At 51.5% G+C, this 19,197-nt stretch carries 18 protein-coding genes; 9 read left to right on the forward strand and 9 right to left on the reverse strand.

All coding sequences use genetic code 11. The annotated features are described in order from the left end of the window. The first annotated feature begins 49 nt into the window (after positions 1–49). The 3 genes from sucC (at position 50) to brnQ (ending at position 3,600) form a co-directional block, all read left to right on the forward strand. Positions 50–1,216, forward strand: coding sequence for an ADP-forming succinate--CoA ligase subunit beta (sucC, locus tag IQ22_RS13260; RefSeq protein WP_145142620.1), 1,167 nt, complete (start codon positions 50–52; stop codon positions 1,214–1,216). Then, positions 1,216–2,103 (forward strand): succinate--CoA ligase subunit alpha, encoded by an 888-nt coding sequence (gene sucD, locus IQ22_RS13265; RefSeq protein ID WP_145142623.1) that lies wholly within the window; start codon positions 1,216–1,218, stop codon positions 2,101–2,103. The genes sucC and sucD overlap by 1 nt, the downstream gene beginning before the upstream one ends. Positions 2,104–2,292: 189 nt before the next feature. Further along, positions 2,293–3,600, forward strand: coding sequence for a branched-chain amino acid transport system II carrier protein (brnQ, locus tag IQ22_RS13270; RefSeq protein ID WP_145142626.1), 1,308 nt, complete (start codon positions 2,293–2,295; stop codon positions 3,598–3,600). A 59-nt stretch (positions 3,601–3,659) separates the two neighbouring features. Here brnQ and IQ22_RS13275 read toward each other — a convergent pair whose 3' ends face one another. After that, positions 3,660–3,962 carry a hypothetical protein gene (locus tag IQ22_RS13275; RefSeq protein ID WP_145142629.1) on the reverse strand — a complete coding sequence of 101 codons (303 nt, stop codon included), beginning with the start codon at positions 3,960–3,962 and terminating at the stop codon, positions 3,660–3,662. Positions 3,963–4,251: 289 nt separating this feature from the next. Between IQ22_RS13275 and htpG the strand changes: the two genes are divergently transcribed. Both htpG and IQ22_RS13285 read left to right on the forward strand, forming a co-directional pair. Next, positions 4,252–6,150 carry a molecular chaperone HtpG gene (gene htpG / locus IQ22_RS13280; RefSeq protein WP_145142632.1) on the forward strand — a complete coding sequence of 633 codons (1,899 nt, stop codon included), beginning with the start codon at positions 4,252–4,254 and terminating at the stop codon, positions 6,148–6,150. A 62-nt stretch (positions 6,151–6,212) separates the two neighbouring features. Beyond that, positions 6,213–6,947, forward strand: a complete 735-nt coding sequence (locus tag IQ22_RS13285; RefSeq protein ID WP_145142635.1) for a dienelactone hydrolase family protein — start codon at positions 6,213–6,215, stop codon at positions 6,945–6,947. Between the two features lie 63 nt (positions 6,948–7,010). Here the strand turns inward: IQ22_RS13285 and bfr are convergent, their stop codons facing one another. The 4 genes from bfr to pyrC all read right to left on the reverse strand — a co-directional run bounded on the left by bfr (position 7,011) and on the right by pyrC (position 9,732). Continuing rightward, positions 7,011–7,487 carry a bacterioferritin gene (gene bfr, locus IQ22_RS13290; RefSeq protein WP_145142638.1) on the reverse strand — a complete coding sequence of 159 codons (477 nt, stop codon included), beginning with the start codon at positions 7,485–7,487 and terminating at the stop codon, positions 7,011–7,013. A 184-nt stretch (positions 7,488–7,671) separates the two neighbouring features. Beyond that, complete coding sequence (locus tag IQ22_RS13295) at positions 7,672–7,887, reverse strand: bacterioferritin-associated ferredoxin (RefSeq protein ID WP_145142641.1); 216 nt, start codon at positions 7,885–7,887, stop codon at positions 7,672–7,674. 124 nt (positions 7,888–8,011) lie between these two features. After that, positions 8,012–8,692 carry a ribonuclease T gene (rnt, locus tag IQ22_RS13300; RefSeq protein WP_145142644.1) on the reverse strand — a complete coding sequence of 227 codons (681 nt, stop codon included), beginning with the start codon at positions 8,690–8,692 and terminating at the stop codon, positions 8,012–8,014. After that, entirely contained in the window at positions 8,689–9,732 is a 1,044-nt protein-coding gene (gene pyrC / locus IQ22_RS13305; protein ID WP_145142647.1) for a dihydroorotase, read from the reverse strand. The genes rnt and pyrC overlap by 4 nt, the downstream gene beginning before the upstream one ends. 249 nt (positions 9,733–9,981) lie before the next feature. On the opposite strand from pyrC, the gene IQ22_RS13310 reads away from it, so the two are divergent. Next, complete coding sequence (locus IQ22_RS13310) at positions 9,982–10,914, forward strand: flagellar protein MotY (RefSeq protein WP_145142651.1); 933 nt, start codon at positions 9,982–9,984, stop codon at positions 10,912–10,914. Between the two features lie 109 nt (positions 10,915–11,023). Then, complete coding sequence (locus tag IQ22_RS13315; protein ID WP_145142654.1) at positions 11,024–12,241, forward strand: argininosuccinate synthase; 1,218 nt, start codon at positions 11,024–11,026, stop codon at positions 12,239–12,241. Positions 12,242–12,332: 91 nt separating this feature from the next. On the opposite strand, the gene IQ22_RS13320 is transcribed toward IQ22_RS13315, so the two are convergent. From IQ22_RS13320 to metG, 4 genes are all read right to left on the reverse strand, one after another. Further along, on the reverse strand, positions 12,333–12,518 hold the full coding sequence (locus IQ22_RS13320) for a PA3496 family putative envelope integrity protein (protein WP_145142658.1): 186 nt from the start codon (positions 12,516–12,518) through the stop codon (positions 12,333–12,335). Between the two features lie 141 nt (positions 12,519–12,659). After that, positions 12,660–13,298 carry an endonuclease III gene (nth, locus tag IQ22_RS13325; protein ID WP_145142661.1) on the reverse strand — a complete coding sequence of 213 codons (639 nt, stop codon included), beginning with the start codon at positions 13,296–13,298 and terminating at the stop codon, positions 12,660–12,662. A 49-nt stretch (positions 13,299–13,347) separates the two neighbouring features. Next, positions 13,348–14,634: an electron transport complex subunit RsxB gene (gene rsxB, locus IQ22_RS13330; RefSeq protein ID WP_145142664.1), complete on the reverse strand. Its 1,287-nt coding sequence runs from the start codon at positions 14,632–14,634 to the stop codon at positions 13,348–13,350. A 242-nt stretch (positions 14,635–14,876) separates the two neighbouring features. Beyond that, positions 14,877–16,925, reverse strand: a complete 2,049-nt coding sequence (gene metG / locus IQ22_RS13335; RefSeq protein WP_145142667.1) for a methionine--tRNA ligase — start codon at positions 16,923–16,925, stop codon at positions 14,877–14,879. 166 nt (positions 16,926–17,091) lie between these two features. Between metG and apbC the strand changes: the two genes are divergently transcribed. Both apbC and dcd read left to right on the forward strand, forming a co-directional pair. After that, positions 17,092–18,186: an iron-sulfur cluster carrier protein ApbC gene (gene apbC / locus IQ22_RS13340; RefSeq protein WP_145142670.1), complete on the forward strand. Its 1,095-nt coding sequence runs from the start codon at positions 17,092–17,094 to the stop codon at positions 18,184–18,186. 158 nt (positions 18,187–18,344) lie between these two features. After that, a complete protein-coding gene (dcd, locus tag IQ22_RS13345; RefSeq protein ID WP_145142673.1) occupies positions 18,345–18,911 on the forward strand; it encodes a dCTP deaminase in 567 nt (188 codons plus the stop codon). The last annotated feature ends 286 nt before the right edge of the window (positions 18,912–19,197 follow it).

Here is a 19,197-nt window from a genome sequence, read left to right on the forward strand (position 1 = left end):
TGAGCGCAGCGCCGAAATGCGCAATACCTAACGAAGACGGTAGATAAGCATGAATCTCCACGAGTATCAGGGTAAGCAGCTGTTCGCTGAGTACGGCCTGCCCGTATCCAAGGGCTTCGCTGTAGACACCCCGGAAGAAGCGGCGGAAGCCTGCGAAAAAATCGGTGGCAGCGAGTGGGTCGTAAAAGCACAAGTTCATGCGGGTGGCCGTGGTAAAGCCGGCGGTGTGAAGCTGGTGAAAAGCAAAGAGGATGCGAAAGCGTTTGCCCAGAACTGGCTAGGCAAGAATCTAGTGACCTATCAGACCGATGCGAATGGTCAGCCGGTCAGCAAAATTCTGGTTGAGTCTTGCACGGATATCGACAAAGAGCTTTACCTGGGTGCCGTTGTCGACCGTTCGAGCCGTCGTATCGTGTTCATGGCCTCTACTGAGGGCGGTGTGGACATCGAAAAAGTCGCGCATGACACTCCTGAGAAAATTCTAAAGGCGACTATCGATCCGCTGGTAGGTGCGCAGCCTTACCAAGGGCGTGAGCTGGCTTTCCAGCTGGGCCTGAAAGGCGACCAGATCAAGCAGTTCACTCAGATCTTTGTTGGTCTGGCCAAGCTGTTTAAGGATTACGATCTGGCTCTGCTGGAAGTAAATCCATTGGTCATCAAGAAAGACGGCAACTTGCATTGCTTGGATGCCAAAATCAATATCGACAGCAACGCGATGTACCGTCAGCCCAAACTGCGCGCTATGCATGACCCGTCCCAGGACGACGCGCGTGAGGCACATGCTCAGAAGTGGGAACTGAACTACGTTGCGCTGGAGGGCAATATTGGTTGCATGGTAAATGGTGCCGGTCTGGCCATGGGTACCATGGATATCGTCAACCTCCATGGTGGCAAGCCTGCAAACTTCCTGGACGTTGGTGGTGGCGCAACTAAAGAGCGTGTTACCGAAGCGTTCAAAATCATTTTGTCCGATAGCAACGTTAAGGCCGTTCTGGTCAATATCTTTGGCGGTATCGTACGCTGCGACATGATTGCCGAAGGCATCATCGGGGCGGTTAAAGATGTAGGCGTAAAGGTACCGGTCGTGGTTCGTCTGGAAGGCAACAATGCCGAACTGGGCGCCAAGGTTCTGGCAGATAGCGGTTTGAACATCATCGCGGCAACTAGCCTGACCGACGCTGCTCAGCAGGTCGTCAAGGCCGCGGAGGGTAAGTAATGAGCGTCCTGATTAATAAAGACACCAAAGTCATTTGCCAGGGTTTCACTGGTAGCCAGGGTACTTTCCACTCCGAGCAAGCCATTGCATACGGCACTCAAATGGTCGGTGGCGTTACGCCTGGAAAGGGCGGCACTACGCACCTGGGACTGCCGGTATTCAATACAGTGAAGGAAGCTGTCGAGGCGACGGGCGCCGATGCGTCAGTTATCTATGTACCGGCTCCATTCTGTAAAGATTCGATCATGGAAGCCGCACTTGGCGGTATTAAGCTGATCGTTTGCATTACCGAAGGTATTCCTACCCTGGATATGCTCGATGCTAAGGTCAAGTGCGACGAACTGGGTGTTCGTCTCATCGGTCCAAACTGCCCAGGCGTAATTACTCCAGGCGAGTGCAAAATTGGTATCATGCCAGGCCATATCCATCTGCCGGGCAAAGTTGGTATCGTGTCGCGTTCCGGCACATTGACTTATGAAGCCGTTAAGCAAACTACTGATGCCGGCTTTGGCCAGTCCACGTGTGTGGGTATCGGCGGTGACCCGATTCCGGGCTCCAATTTCATTGATATTCTGAAAATGTTCCAAGAGGATCCGCAGACCGAAGCGATCGTTATGATCGGTGAAATCGGCGGTTCGGCAGAGGAAGAAGCAGCTGCGTTCATCAAGGCTAACGTAACCAAGCCTGTTGTATCTTACATCGCAGGTGTTACAGCTCCTCCTGGAAAGCGCATGGGGCACGCGGGTGCGATTATCTCTGGTGGTAAAGGTACTGCCGATGAGAAATTCGCTGCTCTGCAAGATGCCGGCGTGAAAACTGTTCGTTCCTTGGCTGACATCGGTAAGGCACTAGCAGAAGTGACAGGATGGGAAATGAAGCAGGCGTAAGTGCTTGTTAATTTGAAAAGGCCACCTTCGGGTGGCCTTTTTTATTATCTATCAGCCCTTTGAAATTGATAGAATTCCCGGACGCCTGTTCAGGCACTAATCCGTCAGGTCCGGTAGCGCTGCATTTTTGTATGAGTGGCGCTTATATACATTGGGCCATCTGCCTCTTCATCTGCTGTGGTGCGTACTATGACTCGCTTGAAAAGCCTAGACCTTATCGCTCTCGGCTTTATGACCTTCGCGTTGTTTCTTGGTGCAGGAAACATCATTTTTCCTCCTAGTGCTGGTATGGCCGCTGGAGAGCATCTTGGATCGGCAGCTCTGGGCTTTTTGATTACTGGAGTGGGGCTGCCTTTGTTGGCGGTTGTAGCTCTGGCACGTGTGGGGGGCGGAATGGATATCATGACCGCTCCCTTGGGGCGTGTAGCGGGTACTTTATTCGCTATTGCGGTTTATCTCGCTATAGGTCCCATGTTTGCTACGCCTAGAACAGCGGTTGTATCTTTTGAGATGGGAATTGCCCCCTTTTTGGGGGACAGCCAGAGCGCTTTGCTGATATATACGATTCTTTATTTTGTTGTCGTCACCTTGCTATCGCTGAATCCAGGACGCCTGGTAGACCGGGTTGGAAAGTTCATCACACCAGTACTAATCCTGGCCTTGCTGACTTTGGGCGTGACAGCTTTGATAAAACCGGCTGGGCCTATCGGCAGTGCAACAGGGCGTTATCTTGAGGCGCCTCTTGCTGAGGGCTTTCTCCAAGGCTATTTGACAATGGATACTTTGGGTGCCCTGGTTTTTGGTATCGTTATCACGACAGCTATTCGCAACCGTGGTATTGAGGATCCTCGCTTGATCACTCGTTACTCGATCATTGCCGGGCTAATTGCAGCTTGTGGTTTGTCGTTGGTTTATCTGTCGCTCTTCTATCTAGGAGCGTCCAGTCGCGAGATTGCTGCAGAGGCACCTAATGGGGTGGCGATTCTGACGTCTTATGTGAGCCATACATTTGGTGAAGAAGGGCGCTTGTTGCTGGCGGTAGTTATTACTTTAGCTTGCCTGACAACAGCTGTAGGGCTACTGACTGCGTGTGGACAGTTCTTTAGTGCGTTGCTGCCTGTTTCCTACCGCGCGGTGGTATTGATTATTGCTTTGTTCAGCTTGCTCGTATCTAACCTGGGTCTTACCCAGTTAATTACCGTCTCGATTCCGGTGTTGGTTGGTCTGTATCCCTTGGCTATCGTTATCATTGCCTTAAGCCTTGCCAGCCGCTGCTGGCGTTCTCCCTCGCGTGTGTTTATTCCGGTAATGGGAGTGGCTTTGATATTTGGTCTTTTTGATGGTATGGCAGCAGCAGGTTTTAAGGAATACGTACCGGCTGTTATTGAATCTTTACCACTGGCACAGCATAGCTTAGGCTGGTTTGTACCTGTGCTTCTCATACTTGTAGTAGCGGTTCTGATTGATAGGTGGCTCGATTCCTCACGCCATAGGTAAGATTTGTAATAAGGCCCGCATAAGCGGGCCTTATTATTCGGGTCAACCGATTGTGTCTGTTAAGGCTTTTGCGTGTTCTGAGCAGGATCAGCAGGTGCTGGGGCGCCACCTTGTGGTGCTGTGTTATTCGTGGTGTCCTGACTTTCCTCAATCTTTTCTTGTGCGGCCTCAGCGCGTTCCTGGACGGCTTCTTTGCTTTCCTTGGCCGCGTCATTCATGGATTCGCGGGCGTCATTCATAGACTCTTGCGCATTTTCTTGTGACTGCTGCGCATCTTGTGCCTTTTCTTCAGAAGGCTTGTCACAGGCAGCCAGGCCAAGGGCTGCGGCAAGCAATAGGGCATAAGCAAAAGGTTTCTGCATGGTTTTCTCCTTGTCAATTTTATGGCAGCGCTTCGGGCAGAAAGGCCACAAAGCTCCGCGTTGAGCCTCATGGCTTCGGTGCGGTCGGCATACCTCCATAGGCATGGCTGCTGGACCTAGGGCAACAAACACGTGTTACTAGTTCCTGACCTTTTTTCAAATACGCCTAACATGCATGCTGCGCTACATTTTGGGTTGAAAAATAAGGACTTGCCCCCATCTGGCGTTCATCACCGTTAGTGCGGTTTACCCGTCCACGGCCCATCCGTCATCAGTGGAGTTTGTAACCATGAGTGTGGAGACTCAGAAAGAAACGTTAGGTTTTCAGACTGAAGTGAAGCAATTGCTTCATCTCATGATTCACTCTTTGTATTCCAACAAAGAAATCTTTCTTCGTGAGTTGATTTCGAACGCATCCGATGCGGCAGACAAGCTTCGCTTTGAAGCGTTGGCTAAGCCCGAGTTGCTTGAGGGCGGTGATGCGCTCCGAATTCGGGTTAGTTTTGACAAGGAAGCACGTACGGTCACCATTGAAGATAATGGGATCGGTATGAGCCGTGAAGATGTTATTACGCACCTGGGTACTATTGCGAAGTCCGGTACGGCAGATTTCCTTAAGAACTTATCTGGCGATCAGAAGAAAGATTCACATCTGATTGGGCAGTTCGGAGTTGGGTTTTATAGCGCTTTCATCGTTGCTGATAAGGTTGATGTTTTTACCCGCCGAGCAGGAATGCCTGCAAGCGAGGGAGTGCATTGGAGTTCGCAAGGCGAAGGTGAGTTCGATGTGGCAACTATCGAGAAGCCTGAGCGCGGAACACGTATCGTCTTGCATTTAAAAGCGTCAGAAGATGAGTTTGCCGATGGCTGGCGTCTACGCAATATCATCAAGAAATATTCTGACCATATCGCGCTGCCTATTGAATTACCTAAAGAGCATCATGGCGAGGACGCTCCTGCTGAACAAGAGTGGGAGACTGTCAACCGGGCCAGTGCCTTGTGGACGCGTCCGCGCACAGAGATAAAGGACGAGGAGTATCAGGAGTTCTACAAGCATGTCTCCCATGACTTCGAGAACCCACTGACCTGGAGCCATAATAAGGTCGAAGGCAAGCTTGAATATACCTCGTTGCTATACGTTCCTGCTCGTGCGCCCTTTGATCTCTACCAGCGGGAAGCGCCGCGGGGTCTCAAGTTGTATGTACAGCGCGTGTTCATCATGGATCAGGCGGATGAGTTTCTTCCGCTGTACTTGCGCTTCATCAAGGGTGTAGTGGATTCAAACGATCTGTCGTTGAACGTTTCGCGTGAGATTCTTCAGAAGGATCCTGTGATCGACTCTATGAAGTCGGCTCTGACCAAGCGCGTGCTCGATATGCTAGAAAAGCTGGCCAAGAACGAGCCCGAGCAGTACAAGAAGTTTTGGGATGCCTTTGGCCAAGTTTTGAAGGAAGGTCCTGCCGAAGATTTTGCCAATCGCGAAAAAATTGCCGGCCTGCTACGGTTCGCTTCGACTCAAGGGGATAGCGGCGTTCAAGATGTTTCTCTGGCGGACTATATTGGCCGCTTGAAAGAGGGACAGGACAAGATCTATTACCTGACCGGTGAAAGCTATGGGCAGGTAAAAAATAGCCCGCACCTTGAAGTGTTCCGTAAGAAAGGTATCGAGGTATTGCTGCTGACCGACCGTATCGACGAATGGTTGATGAGCTACCTGACCGAGTTTGATGGTAAAACTTTTGTAGATGTAGCCCGTGGTGATCTTGATCTAGGTAAATTGGATTCCGAAGAGGATAAGAAAGCCCAAGAAGAGGTTGCTAAAGCTAAGGAGGGACTGGTAGAGCGCTTGAAGGCGGCACTTGATTCTAGCGTCAGTGAGGTTCGAGTGTCCCATCGCCTTACCGACTCGCCTGCTATTTTGGCGATTGGAGAGCAAGATCTGGGTATGCAAATGCGACGGATCCTGGAGGCCAGTGGGCAGAAGGCTCCAGAATCCAAGCCAATCTTTGAAATCAATCCTCAGCACCCCTTAATTGAAAAGCTGGATGCCGAGCAAGATGAGGATCGTTTCAAGGATCTGGCTCACGTTTTGTTTGATCAGGCTGCCTTGGCTGCAGGCGATAGCCTCAAGGATCCAGCAGCGTATGTGCGTCGCTTGAACAAGCTCCTCGTCGAGCTTTCTGCTTGACGCAATAAAGCCCGCCTCCGGCGGGCTTTATTATTAGCAGTGATGGATTATTAGGAGAACCCATGAGCGATTTGACAATCAAGCCTGTTCGTTATGACATCGAAGGGCAATCATTTGAAAGCCAATTAGTTTACGACGCTGGCAACGTACAACCCCGCCCTGCTGTGTTACTGGCACCTAATTGGATGGGAGTCTCTCAAGGGGCATTGGAATTGGCCAAAAAATTGGCCAAGGAAGATGGCCTAATTTACTTAGTAGTCGACTTCTATGGGCAAGGCGTCCGTCCTACTAATGCGGACGAAGCATTAGCTGCAATGATGCCGGTTCGTAGCAACCGCGCTATATTACGTAAACGTATGCAGGCAGCCTATGTAGCTTTGGTCCAGCAAGCAGGAAATGTTCCAATTGACACGAAGCAGATCGCAGCCATTGGCTTCTGCTTTGGTGGCTGTGCAGCGCTCGAGCTTGCCCGTGATGGTGCTGAGCTGGCTGCCACCGTAACCTTCCATGCCAATCTTGATACACCAAATCCTGCCGATGCTGCCAATATCAAAGCCCCTGTTTTAGTTCTGCATGGCGCTGCAGATCCGCTGGTACCTCGTGAACAGTTGGTTTCGTTTGAAGAGGAGATGACCGCTGCGAAGGTGGATTGGCAGTTGCTTAGCTACGGTAACGCTGTCCATTCATTCACAGATCCTGAAGCGAATAACCCTGGCAAGCAACAGTATGATCCTGTTGTAGCTAAGCGCGCTTTCAAGGCTATGCACAATCTGTTTGAAGAAGTGATGGTTCGCTAATAGCGTGCTGTATTACAGAAATAGAAAAGCCCGCTCCAGCGGGCTTTTTTTATCAGACTCGGCTTAGTCGTCGTCATGCATATTAGATTGCAGGTAATTCTCCATACCCACCTTCTGAATAAGACCTAACTGGGTTTCAAGCCAATCGATGTGTTCTTCTTCAGACGCCAGAATATCTTTAAGCATATCCCGGCTTACATAGTCCCGTACGCTTTCGCAGTAGACAATGGCTTCTCGTAAGTCAGCAACGGCGCTGATTTCCAGCCGTAGATCGCATTCAAGCATTTCTTTGGTATTTTCACCAATCAATAGCTTGCCTAGATCCTGAAGGTTGGGTAGGCCTTCTAAAAAGAGGATGCGCTCAATTAAGCGATCCGCATGTTTCATCTCGTCAATGGACTCATGGTACTCATGGTGACCCAGCTTTTTCAGGCCCCAATCGTTGTACATACGCGAGTGAAGAAAGTACTGATTAATGGCAACAAGCTCGTTACCAAGAATCTTGTTGAGATGCTGGATTACTTTGATGTCGCCTTTCATGACGGCTCCAGATAGGTTTCTTCTAGATAAAGTCTGGGCGCATAGGATCGGCTTGTCAAACCTAAGTTATTGAATTGATTATGAAAATCAAGCGTTAATGGCAAGCTTTCGCATTTGGTTCATAAGAGCTTGATTCTTAAATAAAAAAGCCGGGCTAAAATAGCGGCTTTTTTATTTACAGTAATTAGGCGTTAGCCAAGCCTGTGGAAAGTGTAAGGCTTTGTACCGTTTGCAACTCGCTCAGTGTTTCACGTACTACTGTCTTGGCAAGACAAGCACATTTCCCACATTGCGTGCCAACACCTGTGCACTCTCTGACCTCCCGATAACTGCAGCAGCCTTCATATATAGCTTCACGAATTTGCTTATCAGTGACACCTCGGCACAAACATACGTACATGGCGATTCGTCTACAGGCATAAAAAAGATGCTCAGCAGCCTAATCGTAGTGAGAATGATTGTCAAAGCTTGTTGAGATGGAGTCTGATTCAATCCGCCGAGCGGCATTCCTGCCGCTCAACACATCAGTCGGGATCCATCCAGCCGCCTAATTCACGCCAGCGATTTACAATTCCACAGAAAAGTTCTGCAGTTTTTTCTGTGTCATAGCGGGCCGAATGCGCCTCACGGTTATCAAACTCAATGCCGGCGGCTTGGCATGCCTTGGCCAGAACAGTCTGTCCATAAGCAAGTCCAGCCAGCGTAGCTGTATCGAAACTCGAAAAAGGGTGGAAGGGATTGCGTTTCATCCCCATGCGCAGGATTGCAGCGTTCAAAAACGCTAAATCGAAACTACTATTGTGTCCGACGAGGATGGCACGTTTGCATCCGTTAGCCTTTAAGGACTTGCGTACGCTGCGAAAAATTTCGGTAATAGCGTGCTCTTCCTTAACGGCCATGCGCAGAGGGTGATCAAGCTTTATGCCTGTAAACTCAAGCGCAGCTGCTTCGATATTGGCGCCTTCAAAGGGCTCTACTCGGAAAAAATGGGTCTGCTCAGGAAAGAGAAACCCTTTTTCATCCATGCCAATAATCGTGGCGGCAATTTCCAACAAGGCATCGGTAGCAGCGTTGAATCCTCCCGTTTCGACGTCTACTACAACGGGCAGATAACCGCGAAAACGCCTTGCCATAGGAATACGCGAATCGGACATCGGCGCAGTAGCATCCATTTCCTCGCTGAACAGATCATCTTGACTGCTCATACGTTAACCTCCAAACGCCAGTGAAGAGTCTCGCCCGCTCGAAGTGGGACGACTTCTAGATCACCAAAGGGAAGAGAAATGGGTGTCTTCCAATCTTCCCTTACGAGCGTCACGGTCTCGGTGTTGTAAGGCAGTCCATAAAAATCTGCCCCGTAGAGACTGGCAAACCCTTCAAGTTTATCCAGAGCGGCGCGGCTTTCGAATGCTTCCGCATACAGCTCCAGTGCCGCATAGGCTGTATAGCAGCCTGCGCAACCACAGGCGCTTTCTTTGGCATGTTTGGTATGAGGTGCCGAGTCTGTTCCAAGAAAGAATTTCGGATTACCGCTGACTGCTGCATCGAGCAGCGCTTCCTGGTGAGTGTTGCGTTTCAGAATGGGTAGGCAATAAAAGTGCGGTCGAATGCCGCCAGCCAACATATGGTTTCGGTTGTACAGCAGGTGGTGGGCGGTGATAGTGGCGCCTACATTTTTCGAGGCGCTCCGGACAAACTGGGCAGCATCGCTCGTGGTGATATGCTCAAGAACAACCTTGAGCGTAGGGAAGCGTTGTACGACCCGGGTCAGTTGCTCGTCGATGAAGCGTTTTTCCCGGTCGAATATGTCGACTTCACTACGGGTTACTTCTCCATGCACCAATAGAGGCAAACCGACTTCAGTCATGGTCTCTAGAACGCCAAAGACATTTTCCAGCGCTGTAACGCCTGAGTCCGAGTTGGTCGTGGCACCGGCTGGATACAATTTAACGGCATGGACAAAACCGCACGCCTTGGCGGCACGAATTTCTTCCGACGTTGTTCGGTCGGTTAGATAAAGCACCATCAGAGGCTCGAAACGGCTCCCCGCAGGCCGAGCCGCCAGAATACGGTCACGATAGGCAGCCGCTTGTTCTGCAGTGCGAACAGGCGGTACCAGGTTGGGCATAATGATAGCGCGCGCGAACGTACGGGCGGCATCGGCAACGGTGTGGCTAAGGGCGGCGCCATCGCGAAGATGGATGTGCCAGTCGTCAGGACGGCGAAGCGTAATCCGATCGGACATGCTGGATTCCAGGCAGGTAAATGTAGAGGAATGCTACCGGAAAAGGCCGTATCCGGCACGTCTGAAGGCTAGGTGGAGCCTTTTAATCGCTCAAATGGTTAGCAGGCTTTAGCTTGGAGTCTTATAAAGATAACTCATCATTTGGTAATGGTATTGGCCGGTCATAAGCGTGTTTTAATCGGCGCGCTCAAGTTCGGGGCTGAATAACCGATATCACTAACGTGTAATTACCGTTTTGGAGCCATCGTCGTGCGCCTGCGCTACCTCATCTTTTCGACACTGTTGATCAGCCTGCCGGCCATGGGTATCACGTTCCAGGACCGAATCGAAACGGCTGCTTGGAAAGTTGATGGCGACCAGTTCGAATGTCGGATGACCCAGGATATCCCGCGCTTTGGTGCTGGGGAGTTCGTGCGCCGTGCAGGTGAGCAAACTGTGTTTCGGCTCAAGACATCTGAGTCTTGGCTAACACAGGGAAGTGCAACGCTGTTGGCTGCCGCTACGCCCTGGCAACCTGGTCGCGGAGATCTGTCGCTGGGCGCGGTCAAAATCCAGGGTGGCTCCATTCCTCTACATACCAGCGAGGCCCAGGGTAGACGCCTCTTAACCGGTTTGCTCGAAGGCCGTAGTCCAGTCGTACGTCATCGGGTAGGAGGTAATCCTTTCGAGGTTCGGGTTTTGCCAGCAAAATTTGATTCGGCCTACAAGGATTTTCAACTATGCGCGACGAAGTTGTTGCCGGTTAACTTTGATCAGGTTCGTCACTCTTTGATCGGGTTCCCTCGTGGAGGTAGTGATCTTGATACTCTCGCGCGAGACAAGCTGGACATCATCATGCAGTACCTAAAGGCCGATCCTACGGTGAACCGCGTAATTATTTCTGGGTATACCGATAACAGCGGTGATCGTCTGGATAACCGTCAAGAGTCTCGTTTACGTGCTTTAAGCGTCATGGAGTATTTAAAGGCGAGTGGTTTTCCTGAGGAGCAGATGGAAATCCGGTTCTTTGGCGAGCAGTATCCTTTGGTCGCTAATACAAGTAAGGCGAATCGGGCCCGTAACCGTCGTGTTTCGCTAGTCTTCAGTCGTGAGCCTGTCGCAGCGCCTGCCCCAGAGGCGCCGGTTGACGCGCCGTCGTCAGAGCCGATTACGGCTGCACAGTCCGCCAAACCAGCAAGTTGATGGTGCTCAGGCGTGTCGCTTACTCGTCCTCTCCTGTCGCCCCTCTATAAATAGACGGGCTTGGCAAGTAGAATCATCTACTTTCAAGTAACGCGTGGGAGCAATTGGCATGGCGGACGTTAAGAAGGTTGTCTTGGCATATTCCGGCGGCCTGGACACTTCGGTGATCCTCAAGTGGCTGCAGGATACTTATAATTGCGAAGTGGTGACGTTCACAGCCGATTTAGGGCAAGGTGAAGAAGTCGAGCCGGCACGTACTAAAGCCCAAGCGCTGGGCGTAAAAGAAATTTTTATTGAAGATCTGCGAGAAGAGTTTGTACGCGACTTCGTTTATCCCATGTTCCGCGCTAATACCGTTTACGAAGGCGAATACCTACTGGGCACCTCCATCGCGCGGCCACTGATTGCCAAGCGTCTGATCGAGATTGCTAACGAGACCGGTGCTGATGCGATTTCTCATGGTGCAACCGGGAAGGGTAACGACCAAGTTCGTTTCGAGTTAGGCGCATATGCGCTGAAGCCCGGTGTAAAGGTTATTGCACCGTGGCGTGAATGGGATCTGCTGTCCCGTGAAAAACTCATGGACTACGCTGAACAGCACAATATTCCGATCGAGCGTCACGGCAAGAAGAAGTCTCCTTATTCAATGGATGCGAATCTTTTGCACATCTCCTATGAGGGTGGTGTGTTGGAAGATACTTGGACTGAGCATGAGGAAGACATGTGGCGTTGGACTACGTCACCTGAGGCAGCGCCGGACCAGCCAACTTATATCGAGCTGACCTACCGTGCCGGCGATATTGTTGCCATTGATGGCAAGAACATGACGCCAGCCCAGGTTCTGGCCGAGCTTAACCGCATTGGTGGCGAGAATGGTATCGGTCGCCTCGATATTGTCGAGAACCGCTATGTAGGGATGAAATCCCGGGGCTGCTACGAAACGCCTGGCGGTACTATCATGCTCAAGGCCCATCGCGCTATCGAGTCCATTACGTTAGATCGTGAGGTTGCTCACCTGAAGGACGAGTTAATGCCGCGTTACGCCAGCCTGATTTATACCGGTTACTGGTGGAGCCCTGAACGAGTCATGCTGCAACAGATGATCGACGCGTCCCAGGCTGACGTGAATGGCGTTGTTCGCTTGAAGCTGTACAAGGGCAATGTCATCGTGGTTGGCCGTAAATCTGAAGACTCGTTGTTTGATGCCAATATAGCAACATTCGAAGAGGATGGCGGAGCTTACAACCAAGCCGATGCGGCAGGGTTCATCAAGCTCAATGCCTTGCGCATGCGTATCGCAGCTAATAAAGGGCGTAAGTTATTCTGACGTAGATAAAGAAAACCCCGGCGTTGGCCGGGGTTTTCTTTTTTACAGTGAGCGAGCTTTTTGGCTGTTAATCTCATAAAGCTTTTAAGCTTTATTCAAGATCAAAATCAAACTCTGAAATCTGCCGCTTTAGGCGACGCTCTTCGAGCATGTTATCGATCAAGCGGCGCTTAGTGAGGTTGGTCTTGCTTACGGGAACGTCAGCGGCCGCCTCAGGATCATTGTCGCTTTCTATAAAATCATCATCTATTTCGATATCGCTTTTATCGGCGGCCATGAGTGAACTCCTAGCAGAAGGTTGTCAGGCTTTCACGCAGTTAGAAATGCTGCACAGCCTTTTGGCGCACCTTATAGCGACAAAGTGTCTGGCCGTAAAAAAGATTTTTTCAATCGATTGGTGCGTTAAAGTGGAGTGGAATCAATAATCCGACGTCTTCGCCTTGTACTCGCATAGATCTTCTATTCTGCAACTTCCGCAGCGTGGTTTGCGTGCTTGGCACACGTAACGCCCATGCAGGATTAGCCAGTGGTGAGCGTCCAGTAAATAGTCTTTCGGAACGACCTTTAGAAGCTTTTGCTCGACTTCCACGACATTTTTTCCAGGAGCAAGATTGGTACGGTTGCTAACCCGGAAGATGTGAGTATCGACAGCCATGGCTAGTTGTCGGAAGGCTGTGTTGAGAATAACGTTGGCCGTCTTACGACCGACGCCTGGGAGGGCTTCCAGCGCTTCGCGGGTTTGTGGAACCTCGCCGCCATGGTGCTCGATGAGACGTCGGCACGTTTCGATGACGTTCTTGGCCTTGGTGTTGTAAAAGTTGATGGTCTTGATGTACTCAGAAAGACCTTCGACACCTAGGGCATAAATCGCTTGCGGAGTATTGGCGACTGGAAACAGTTTTGCTGTTGCCTTGTTTACGCCTACATCTGTCGCCTGGGCTGACAGTATCACGGCAATCAGCAGTTCGAACGGGGTGGTGTAAGACAGCTCGGTAGTAGGTTCAGGATTGTCTTCATGGAGTCGGCGGAATATCTCCAGTCGCTTGGCTGCATTCATCTCGTCTGTATCCGATTATCTGAAGAAAGCTTGACGCGGTGATCTGCTCTTAGCAGGCAGACTGCTCGGCCAATTGGCGCTCTAGCTCAACCAGACGCGTGCGTGCCTCATGTAAAGCTTCTGAGGAAGGCGCCTCGTGACGCTCCAAGCGCTTAAACTCTGCCTTCGCATAGGCCAACTGGACCTTTAGTCGACGTGTTTCATCCTTTAAAAGGCTTCTGGTTGTATGCGTTTGGTGTGAAAGAGGCTCGACAGGAGTTTGTTCTGTTTCGGGAGCCCTTTGCTCCTCTGCCAAGCGGTCTTGTTCCGCAGTAGCTGGGTCGCAAGCGGCGTCCTCGGTTGATCGCTCTAAAACAGTCAATGCCTTAACGGCTTCTTCAGCAGTTCGTCGTAAGCTATCCAGTTGCATCTGTTGTTCAACAGAAGGCTCAACGCCGAATGCTTTTTGCGCCTTGTTCAATTGCGCCTTGCTCATAGCCGCCGTTACCTTGGCTCTTCTGAGAGCTAAGGGGTCTATATCTGGTAAGGGCTTGTTTTCGGTTTCGGCATTGCCTTCTGCCTGTTTTAAAGCCTGTCGTGCGGCTTCGGCTGTCTGGCGTAGAGCTACTACTTGTTGTGCCAGTTCTTCCGTTGCATGGAGAGCCAGTTGTTTTTCTGCCTTTTGTAAAGCAACCTGGGTCATGGATGCATTGATCTTCAAGCGTTTGAGGTCAGCACTGGAATGTTCAACCGCACTTTTTTGCGCCTTGACCCGAGCAATGGCCGCTTGGACCGGATCAAGGGGCGCCGTGTGAGTCGTTTCTATCTTGACTCGTGCCAGTCTGGCCTCACGCTCGGCTTGTTTACGCTGTTCATCACGCGAAAGACGAGCTGCTCTGGCCTCATAACGTGCGCGGTAATACACGGCGCGATGGCGCTTTTCCTGCTGAGAGAGTTCGACAGGCAGTGGCTGCAGGTCAATACAATCGACGGGGCAGGGTGTAATGCAGAGCTCGCATCCGGTGCACTCAGCGCTGATAACGGTATGCATCAGCTTGGCTGCTCCGGCAATGGCATCGACAGGGCAGGCCTGGATGCACTTGGTGCAACCGATGCAGTCGGCTTCACGAATGTAGGCAACTTGGGCTGGCGTAGGCGGATAGGGCGATTCTAAAGGAGTGGGCTCAACTCCAAGCAGGTCCGCCAGCTCATGGATGGTCTCCTGCCCGCCAGGAGGACACTTGTTGATGGCCTCGCCTGATGCTATGCCGGTGGCATAAGGCAGGCAGCCGGGATGGCCGCATTTGCCGCATTGTGTTTGAGGCAATAAGGCATCGATGGCTTGTATGAGACTCATGAGTACTTCCCGCATTGCCAGCAAAGAAAGAAAACCCAGGGGGCCTGCACGAAGTCGCAGGCAGTGGGAAACGCTGTCATTGCAATTAGAATTGATAGTCGAACAGATCCTTATTATCCGGGATAAGGTTGTTCGAGAACAACCTGCCACCTAGGGCGGCAGGGGTTCTATAGAGGGATAGAGATGAATGGTTCCAGTAGCCGTCCCTATTTAGGAACGGCTACTTATGCAAGCTGGATAGCTTACTTGACGCGTTGCCCGGGAATAGCACCTGAATCAGGGCTGAGCAGATAGATTTCCTGGCCGCCAGGGCCTGCTGCCAGAACCATGCCTTCCGATACGCCGAAGCGCATCTTGCGAGGCGCTAAATTGGCAACGTACAAGGTCAGGCGCCCTTCGAGGCTGGCTGGGTCATAAGCGCTCTTGATGCCAGAGAAGACATTGCGTAACTCATCCCCAATATCCAAAGTCAATTGGAGCAGCTTGTCGGCACCGGCTACTGCTTCAGCTTTGACGATACGGGCTATCCGGAGGTCTACGGCTGAAAAAGTTTCAAAGTCGATCGTTTCTGCCACTGGTTCTTTGGTCAGCTCACCATTATTCGAGTGCTGAGGTTCTGTCGTGCTGGCAGCCGCCAAGTCTTCTTTTGAGGCTTCAATCATGGTTTCAATCTTGCTGGCTTCAATCCGCGTCATGAGCGGAGTGAATGGGTTGAGTCGATGGTTGGCCAATGGCGTAAGAAGGTCTTCCCAGCGCAACGGCGTCACGTTCAAGAAACGCTCGGCGGCTGTTGCCAGGTTGGGTAGGACCGGCTTGAGGAAAATCACTAGCTGGCGGAAAAGGTTGATGCCCAAGGCGCAAACGGCCTGTACCTCGTCCTGCTTGCCCTCTTGCTTGGCAAGTGCCCAGGGTGCTTTTTCTGCAATCCAGGCATTGGCCTGGTCAGCCAGCGCCATGATCTCACGCATGGCCCTGGCGAAGTCTCGATTTTCATAGGCATCAGCAATCGAGGGGGATGCTCGTTGGAAACTCTCCCATAATTCAGGAGCCGGATTGGCATCAATCAATAGGCCATCGTTGCCTTTATGGATAAACCCGGCGCAACGGCTGGCAATATTGACGACCTTACCTACGAGATCCGAATTGACTTTTTGGATGAAGTCTTCGAGGTTCAGATCCAGATCGTCTACACCCCGGCCCAGCTTGGCGGCATAGTAATAACGCAGGTACTCCGGTGAGAAATGATCCAGATATGTACGCGCCTTGACAAAGGTGCCGCGCGATTTAGACATCTTCTGACCATTTACAGTCAGGTAGCCATGCACGTTCAGGGCAGTCGGCTTGCGGTAGCCGGCACCTTCCAGCATGGCTGGCCAGAACAGGGCATGGAAGTTGACGATATCCTTTCCGATAAAGTGATATAGCTCGGCAGTAGAGTCTTTGCCCCAGAAAGCTTCGAACTCCAGGCCCAGTTCCGGCTGATTGGTAATCAGGTTCTGGAAGCTGGCCATGTAGCCGATTGGGGCGTCCAGCCAGACGTAGAAGTATTTGCCTGGCGCATCGGGAATTTCAAAGCCAAAGTAAGGGGCATCACGGCTGATATCCCACTCTTGCAAACCTGCATCGAGCCATTCAGCGATCTTGTTAGCGACCGACTCCTGAAGCGCGCCGCTGCGCGTCCAGGTTTTCAGCATGGCATCGAACTCAGGTAGTTTGAAGAAAAAGTGCTGTGATTCTTTGAGAACGGGTGTTGCCCCGGAAATAGCCGACTTTGGATCGATCAAGTCGGTCGGATCATAGGTGGCACCGCATTTCTCACAATTATCGCCGTACTGGTCCGCTGTACCGCATTTCGGACAGGTGCCCTTGATAAAGCGATCGGCCAGGAACATTTGCTTGTCCGGGTCGAAATACTGGGTAATGGCCCGTGTAGCAATGTGACCAGCATCGCGCAGCTTGGTATAAATCAGGCTAGCGAGCGCACGGTTTTCTTCCGAATGAGTCGAATAGTAATTATCGAACTCCACCAGAAAGTCCGCAAAGTCAGCCATATGCTCAGCACGCACGGCATCGATAAGTTGCTGCGGCGTAATGTTTTCACGTTCGGCACGCAACATGATGGCCGAGCCGTGAGCATCGTCGGCGCAGACATAGATGCATTGGTTGCCCCGTAACTTTTGGAAGCGCACCCAGATATCGGTCTGGATATATTCCAGCATGTGACCCAGGTGAATCGAACCGTTGGCATAGGGGAGGGCGCTAGTGACTAGAATCTTCCGGGACTCGGACATAGTGCTCAACTGTCAATTAAGGCAAAGGTAAGTAAGACACTATAAAGCTCAAGCCGGTTTTTTTCACGTCCGGTCCAAAGTCTGACTAGACTAGCCGGGTAGGTTTTATCCGATTCGCCCGGTAGCATAGTCATCACGATTCTCCGTATCATTGTTTGGAGCTGTTATGAGCGCGATCACCCGCGAAGCGGTAGAAGCTACCCTGCGCCAGTACACCGATCCCTATCTTAATCAGGACTTGCTGAGCGCGGGTTGCATGAGCAACCTCATCATCAACGACGGGCAGGTCACGGTGCAGTTCGAGTTGGGTTACGCTGCCGGCCTGTTCAAGAACGGCATGGCTCAGGTTCTCAAGACCTCTCTGGAAAATATGCCGGGCGTTGCGCAAGCCGTGGTGCAGATCAACTGCGTCATCAAGCCGCATGCCGCTCAGCCGCAGGTTGAGGCGATGACTAACGTCAAGAACGTCATTGCAGTTGCCTCTGGCAAAGGTGGGGTCGGCAAATCAACCACAGCGGCCAACCTGGCCCTGGCTTTGGCGCGCGAAGGCGCACGGGTTGGTATTCTGGATGCGGACATTTATGGTCCAAGCCAGGGCATTATGTTTGGCCTGCCTGAAGGCACGCGTCCCAAGATCAAGGACGAGAAATGGTTTATTCCACTTGAGGCTCATGGCGTTGAAGTCATGTCCATGGCTTTCCTGACGGATGAGCGCACCCCTGTCGTCTGGCGGGGGCCGATGGTATCTGGTGCTCTCCTGCAATTGATAACTCAAACCGCTTGGAACAACCTTGATTATTTAGTTATCGACATGCCGCCCGGTACGGGTGACATCCAACTGACGCTGGCACAAAAGGTTCCGGTGGCCGGCTCGGTTATCGTGACCACTCCGCAAGACCTTGCCTTACTTGATGCTAAAAAAGGCGTCGAGATGTTCCGTAAGGTAAATATTCCGGTTTTAGGTGTTGTGGAAAACATGGCCGTGCATATTTGTTCGAATTGCGGCCATGCCGAGCATCTGTTTGGTGCAGGCGGCGGCGAAAAGTTGGCGAGCCAGTACGGAGTTGATCTACTGGCTTCGTTACCATTATCCATGGTAATCCGCGAGCAGGCCGACCAGGGCCGTCCTACAGTGATTGCCGATCCAGACAGCCAAATCGCTATGATCTATCAAGATATGGCGCGCCATGTAGGTGCTCGAATTGCTTTAAGTGGCAAGAAAGCTGCTGTAATGCCTACCATCACGGTTTCCGACGACTGAGTCGGTAATTTGCATAGTGAAGGGCCTGTCAGCAGATTAATGACAGGCCTGTTTTTGGTAAGACAGGACAAATGGCTTATGCCAAAGGTCCTTGAACACGCCAGACCGACCGGTAAAATGCACGGTCAATTTTTCGCACCACACAGGTATTACCCGCCATGAGTATCAAGTCAGATAAATGGATTCGCCGCATGGCGCAGGAGCACGGCATGATCGAGCCGTTCGTGGAGCGCCAGGTGCGTGGCGAAGGTGCTGATCGGCTGATCTCCTATGGCGTTTCCAGCTATGGTTACGATGTGCGTTGCGCTGATGAATTCAAGGTCTTTACCAATATTCATTCAGCAACGGTCGATCCTAAGAATTTCGATGAAAAAAGTTTCGTGGATATCAAGGGTGATGTTTGCATCATTCCGCCAAACTCGTTCGCCCTGGCGCGAACGGTAGAGTACTTTCGCATTCCACGTAATGTGCTGACTATCTGTTTGGGTAAGAGTACTTATGCCCGCTGCGGTATTATCGTCAATGTCACGCCGCTCGAACCTGAGTGGGAAGGGCACGTCACCTTGGAGTTTTCCAATACAACGACATTGCCAGCCAAAATCTATGCGAACGAAGGCGTTGCCCAAATGCTTTTCCTCGAGTCCGATGAAGAGTGTGAGGTGTCCTATAAAGATCGTGGTGGTAAATACCAAGGCCAGCGTGGCGTGACCTTGCCAAAGGCCTGATAGCTAGGATTATTGAAAAAGCCGGACGTGTTCCGGCTTTTTTCTGCTTATTGCCTTGACTGCTGGGGCTGACCGACGAAGCGTTTGAATTCAGTTCTCCAGAAGCGTTCTCACCATAACAAGCGCTGACTTGCGAAAACACTGGCAATCATTGGCAGAGGTCGAGAACGTGAATGAACTGATTGAATCACAACGTAGCCTGCACTACTCAGAATATGGGGTTAGTGCCGGGGTCTCAGATAATCCAATGGTTAACGATACTGGCGCACCGGATGATCCAGGGCCG

The sequence above is a fragment of the Pseudomonas duriflava genome (assembly GCF_007830155.1).
GTDB classification, from domain to species: Bacteria; Pseudomonadota; Gammaproteobacteria; order Pseudomonadales; family Pseudomonadaceae; genus Chryseomonas; species Chryseomonas duriflava.

Excerpts from the sequence above, each read along its gene's own strand:
- sucC (WP_145142620.1), top strand. The coding sequence starts at position 50 with ATGAATCTCCACGAGTATCAGGGTAAGCAGCTGTTCGCTGAGTACGGC.
- sucD (WP_145142623.1), top strand. The coding sequence starts at position 1,216 with ATGAGCGTCCTGATTAATAAAGACACCAAAGTCATTTGCCAGGGTTTC.
- brnQ (WP_145142626.1), top strand. The coding sequence starts at position 2,293 with ATGACTCGCTTGAAAAGCCTAGACCTTATCGCTCTCGGCTTTATGACC.
- IQ22_RS13275 (WP_145142629.1), bottom strand. The coding sequence starts at position 3,962 with ATGCAGAAACCTTTTGCTTATGCCCTATTGCTTGCCGCAGCCCTTGGC.
- htpG (WP_145142632.1), top strand. The coding sequence starts at position 4,252 with ATGAGTGTGGAGACTCAGAAAGAAACGTTAGGTTTTCAGACTGAAGTG.
- IQ22_RS13285 (WP_145142635.1), top strand. The coding sequence starts at position 6,213 with ATGAGCGATTTGACAATCAAGCCTGTTCGTTATGACATCGAAGGGCAA.
- bfr (WP_145142638.1), bottom strand. The coding sequence starts at position 7,487 with ATGAAAGGCGACATCAAAGTAATCCAGCATCTCAACAAGATTCTTGGT.
- IQ22_RS13295 (WP_145142641.1), bottom strand. The coding sequence starts at position 7,887 with ATGTACGTATGTTTGTGCCGAGGTGTCACTGATAAGCAAATTCGTGAA.
- rnt (WP_145142644.1), bottom strand. The coding sequence starts at position 8,692 with ATGAGCAGTCAAGATGATCTGTTCAGCGAGGAAATGGATGCTACTGCG.
- pyrC (WP_145142647.1), bottom strand. The coding sequence starts at position 9,732 with ATGTCCGATCGGATTACGCTTCGCCGTCCTGACGACTGGCACATCCAT.
- IQ22_RS13315 (WP_145142654.1), top strand. The coding sequence starts at position 11,024 with ATGGCGGACGTTAAGAAGGTTGTCTTGGCATATTCCGGCGGCCTGGAC.
- IQ22_RS13320 (WP_145142658.1), bottom strand. The coding sequence starts at position 12,518 with ATGGCCGCCGATAAAAGCGATATCGAAATAGATGATGATTTTATAGAA.
- nth (WP_145142661.1), bottom strand. The coding sequence starts at position 13,298 with ATGAATGCAGCCAAGCGACTGGAGATATTCCGCCGACTCCATGAAGAC.
- rsxB (WP_145142664.1), bottom strand. The coding sequence starts at position 14,634 with ATGAGTCTCATACAAGCCATCGATGCCTTATTGCCTCAAACACAATGC.
- metG (WP_145142667.1), bottom strand. The coding sequence starts at position 16,925 with ATGTCCGAGTCCCGGAAGATTCTAGTCACTAGCGCCCTCCCCTATGCC.
- apbC (WP_145142670.1), top strand. The coding sequence starts at position 17,092 with ATGAGCGCGATCACCCGCGAAGCGGTAGAAGCTACCCTGCGCCAGTAC.
- dcd (WP_145142673.1), top strand. The coding sequence starts at position 18,345 with ATGAGTATCAAGTCAGATAAATGGATTCGCCGCATGGCGCAGGAGCAC.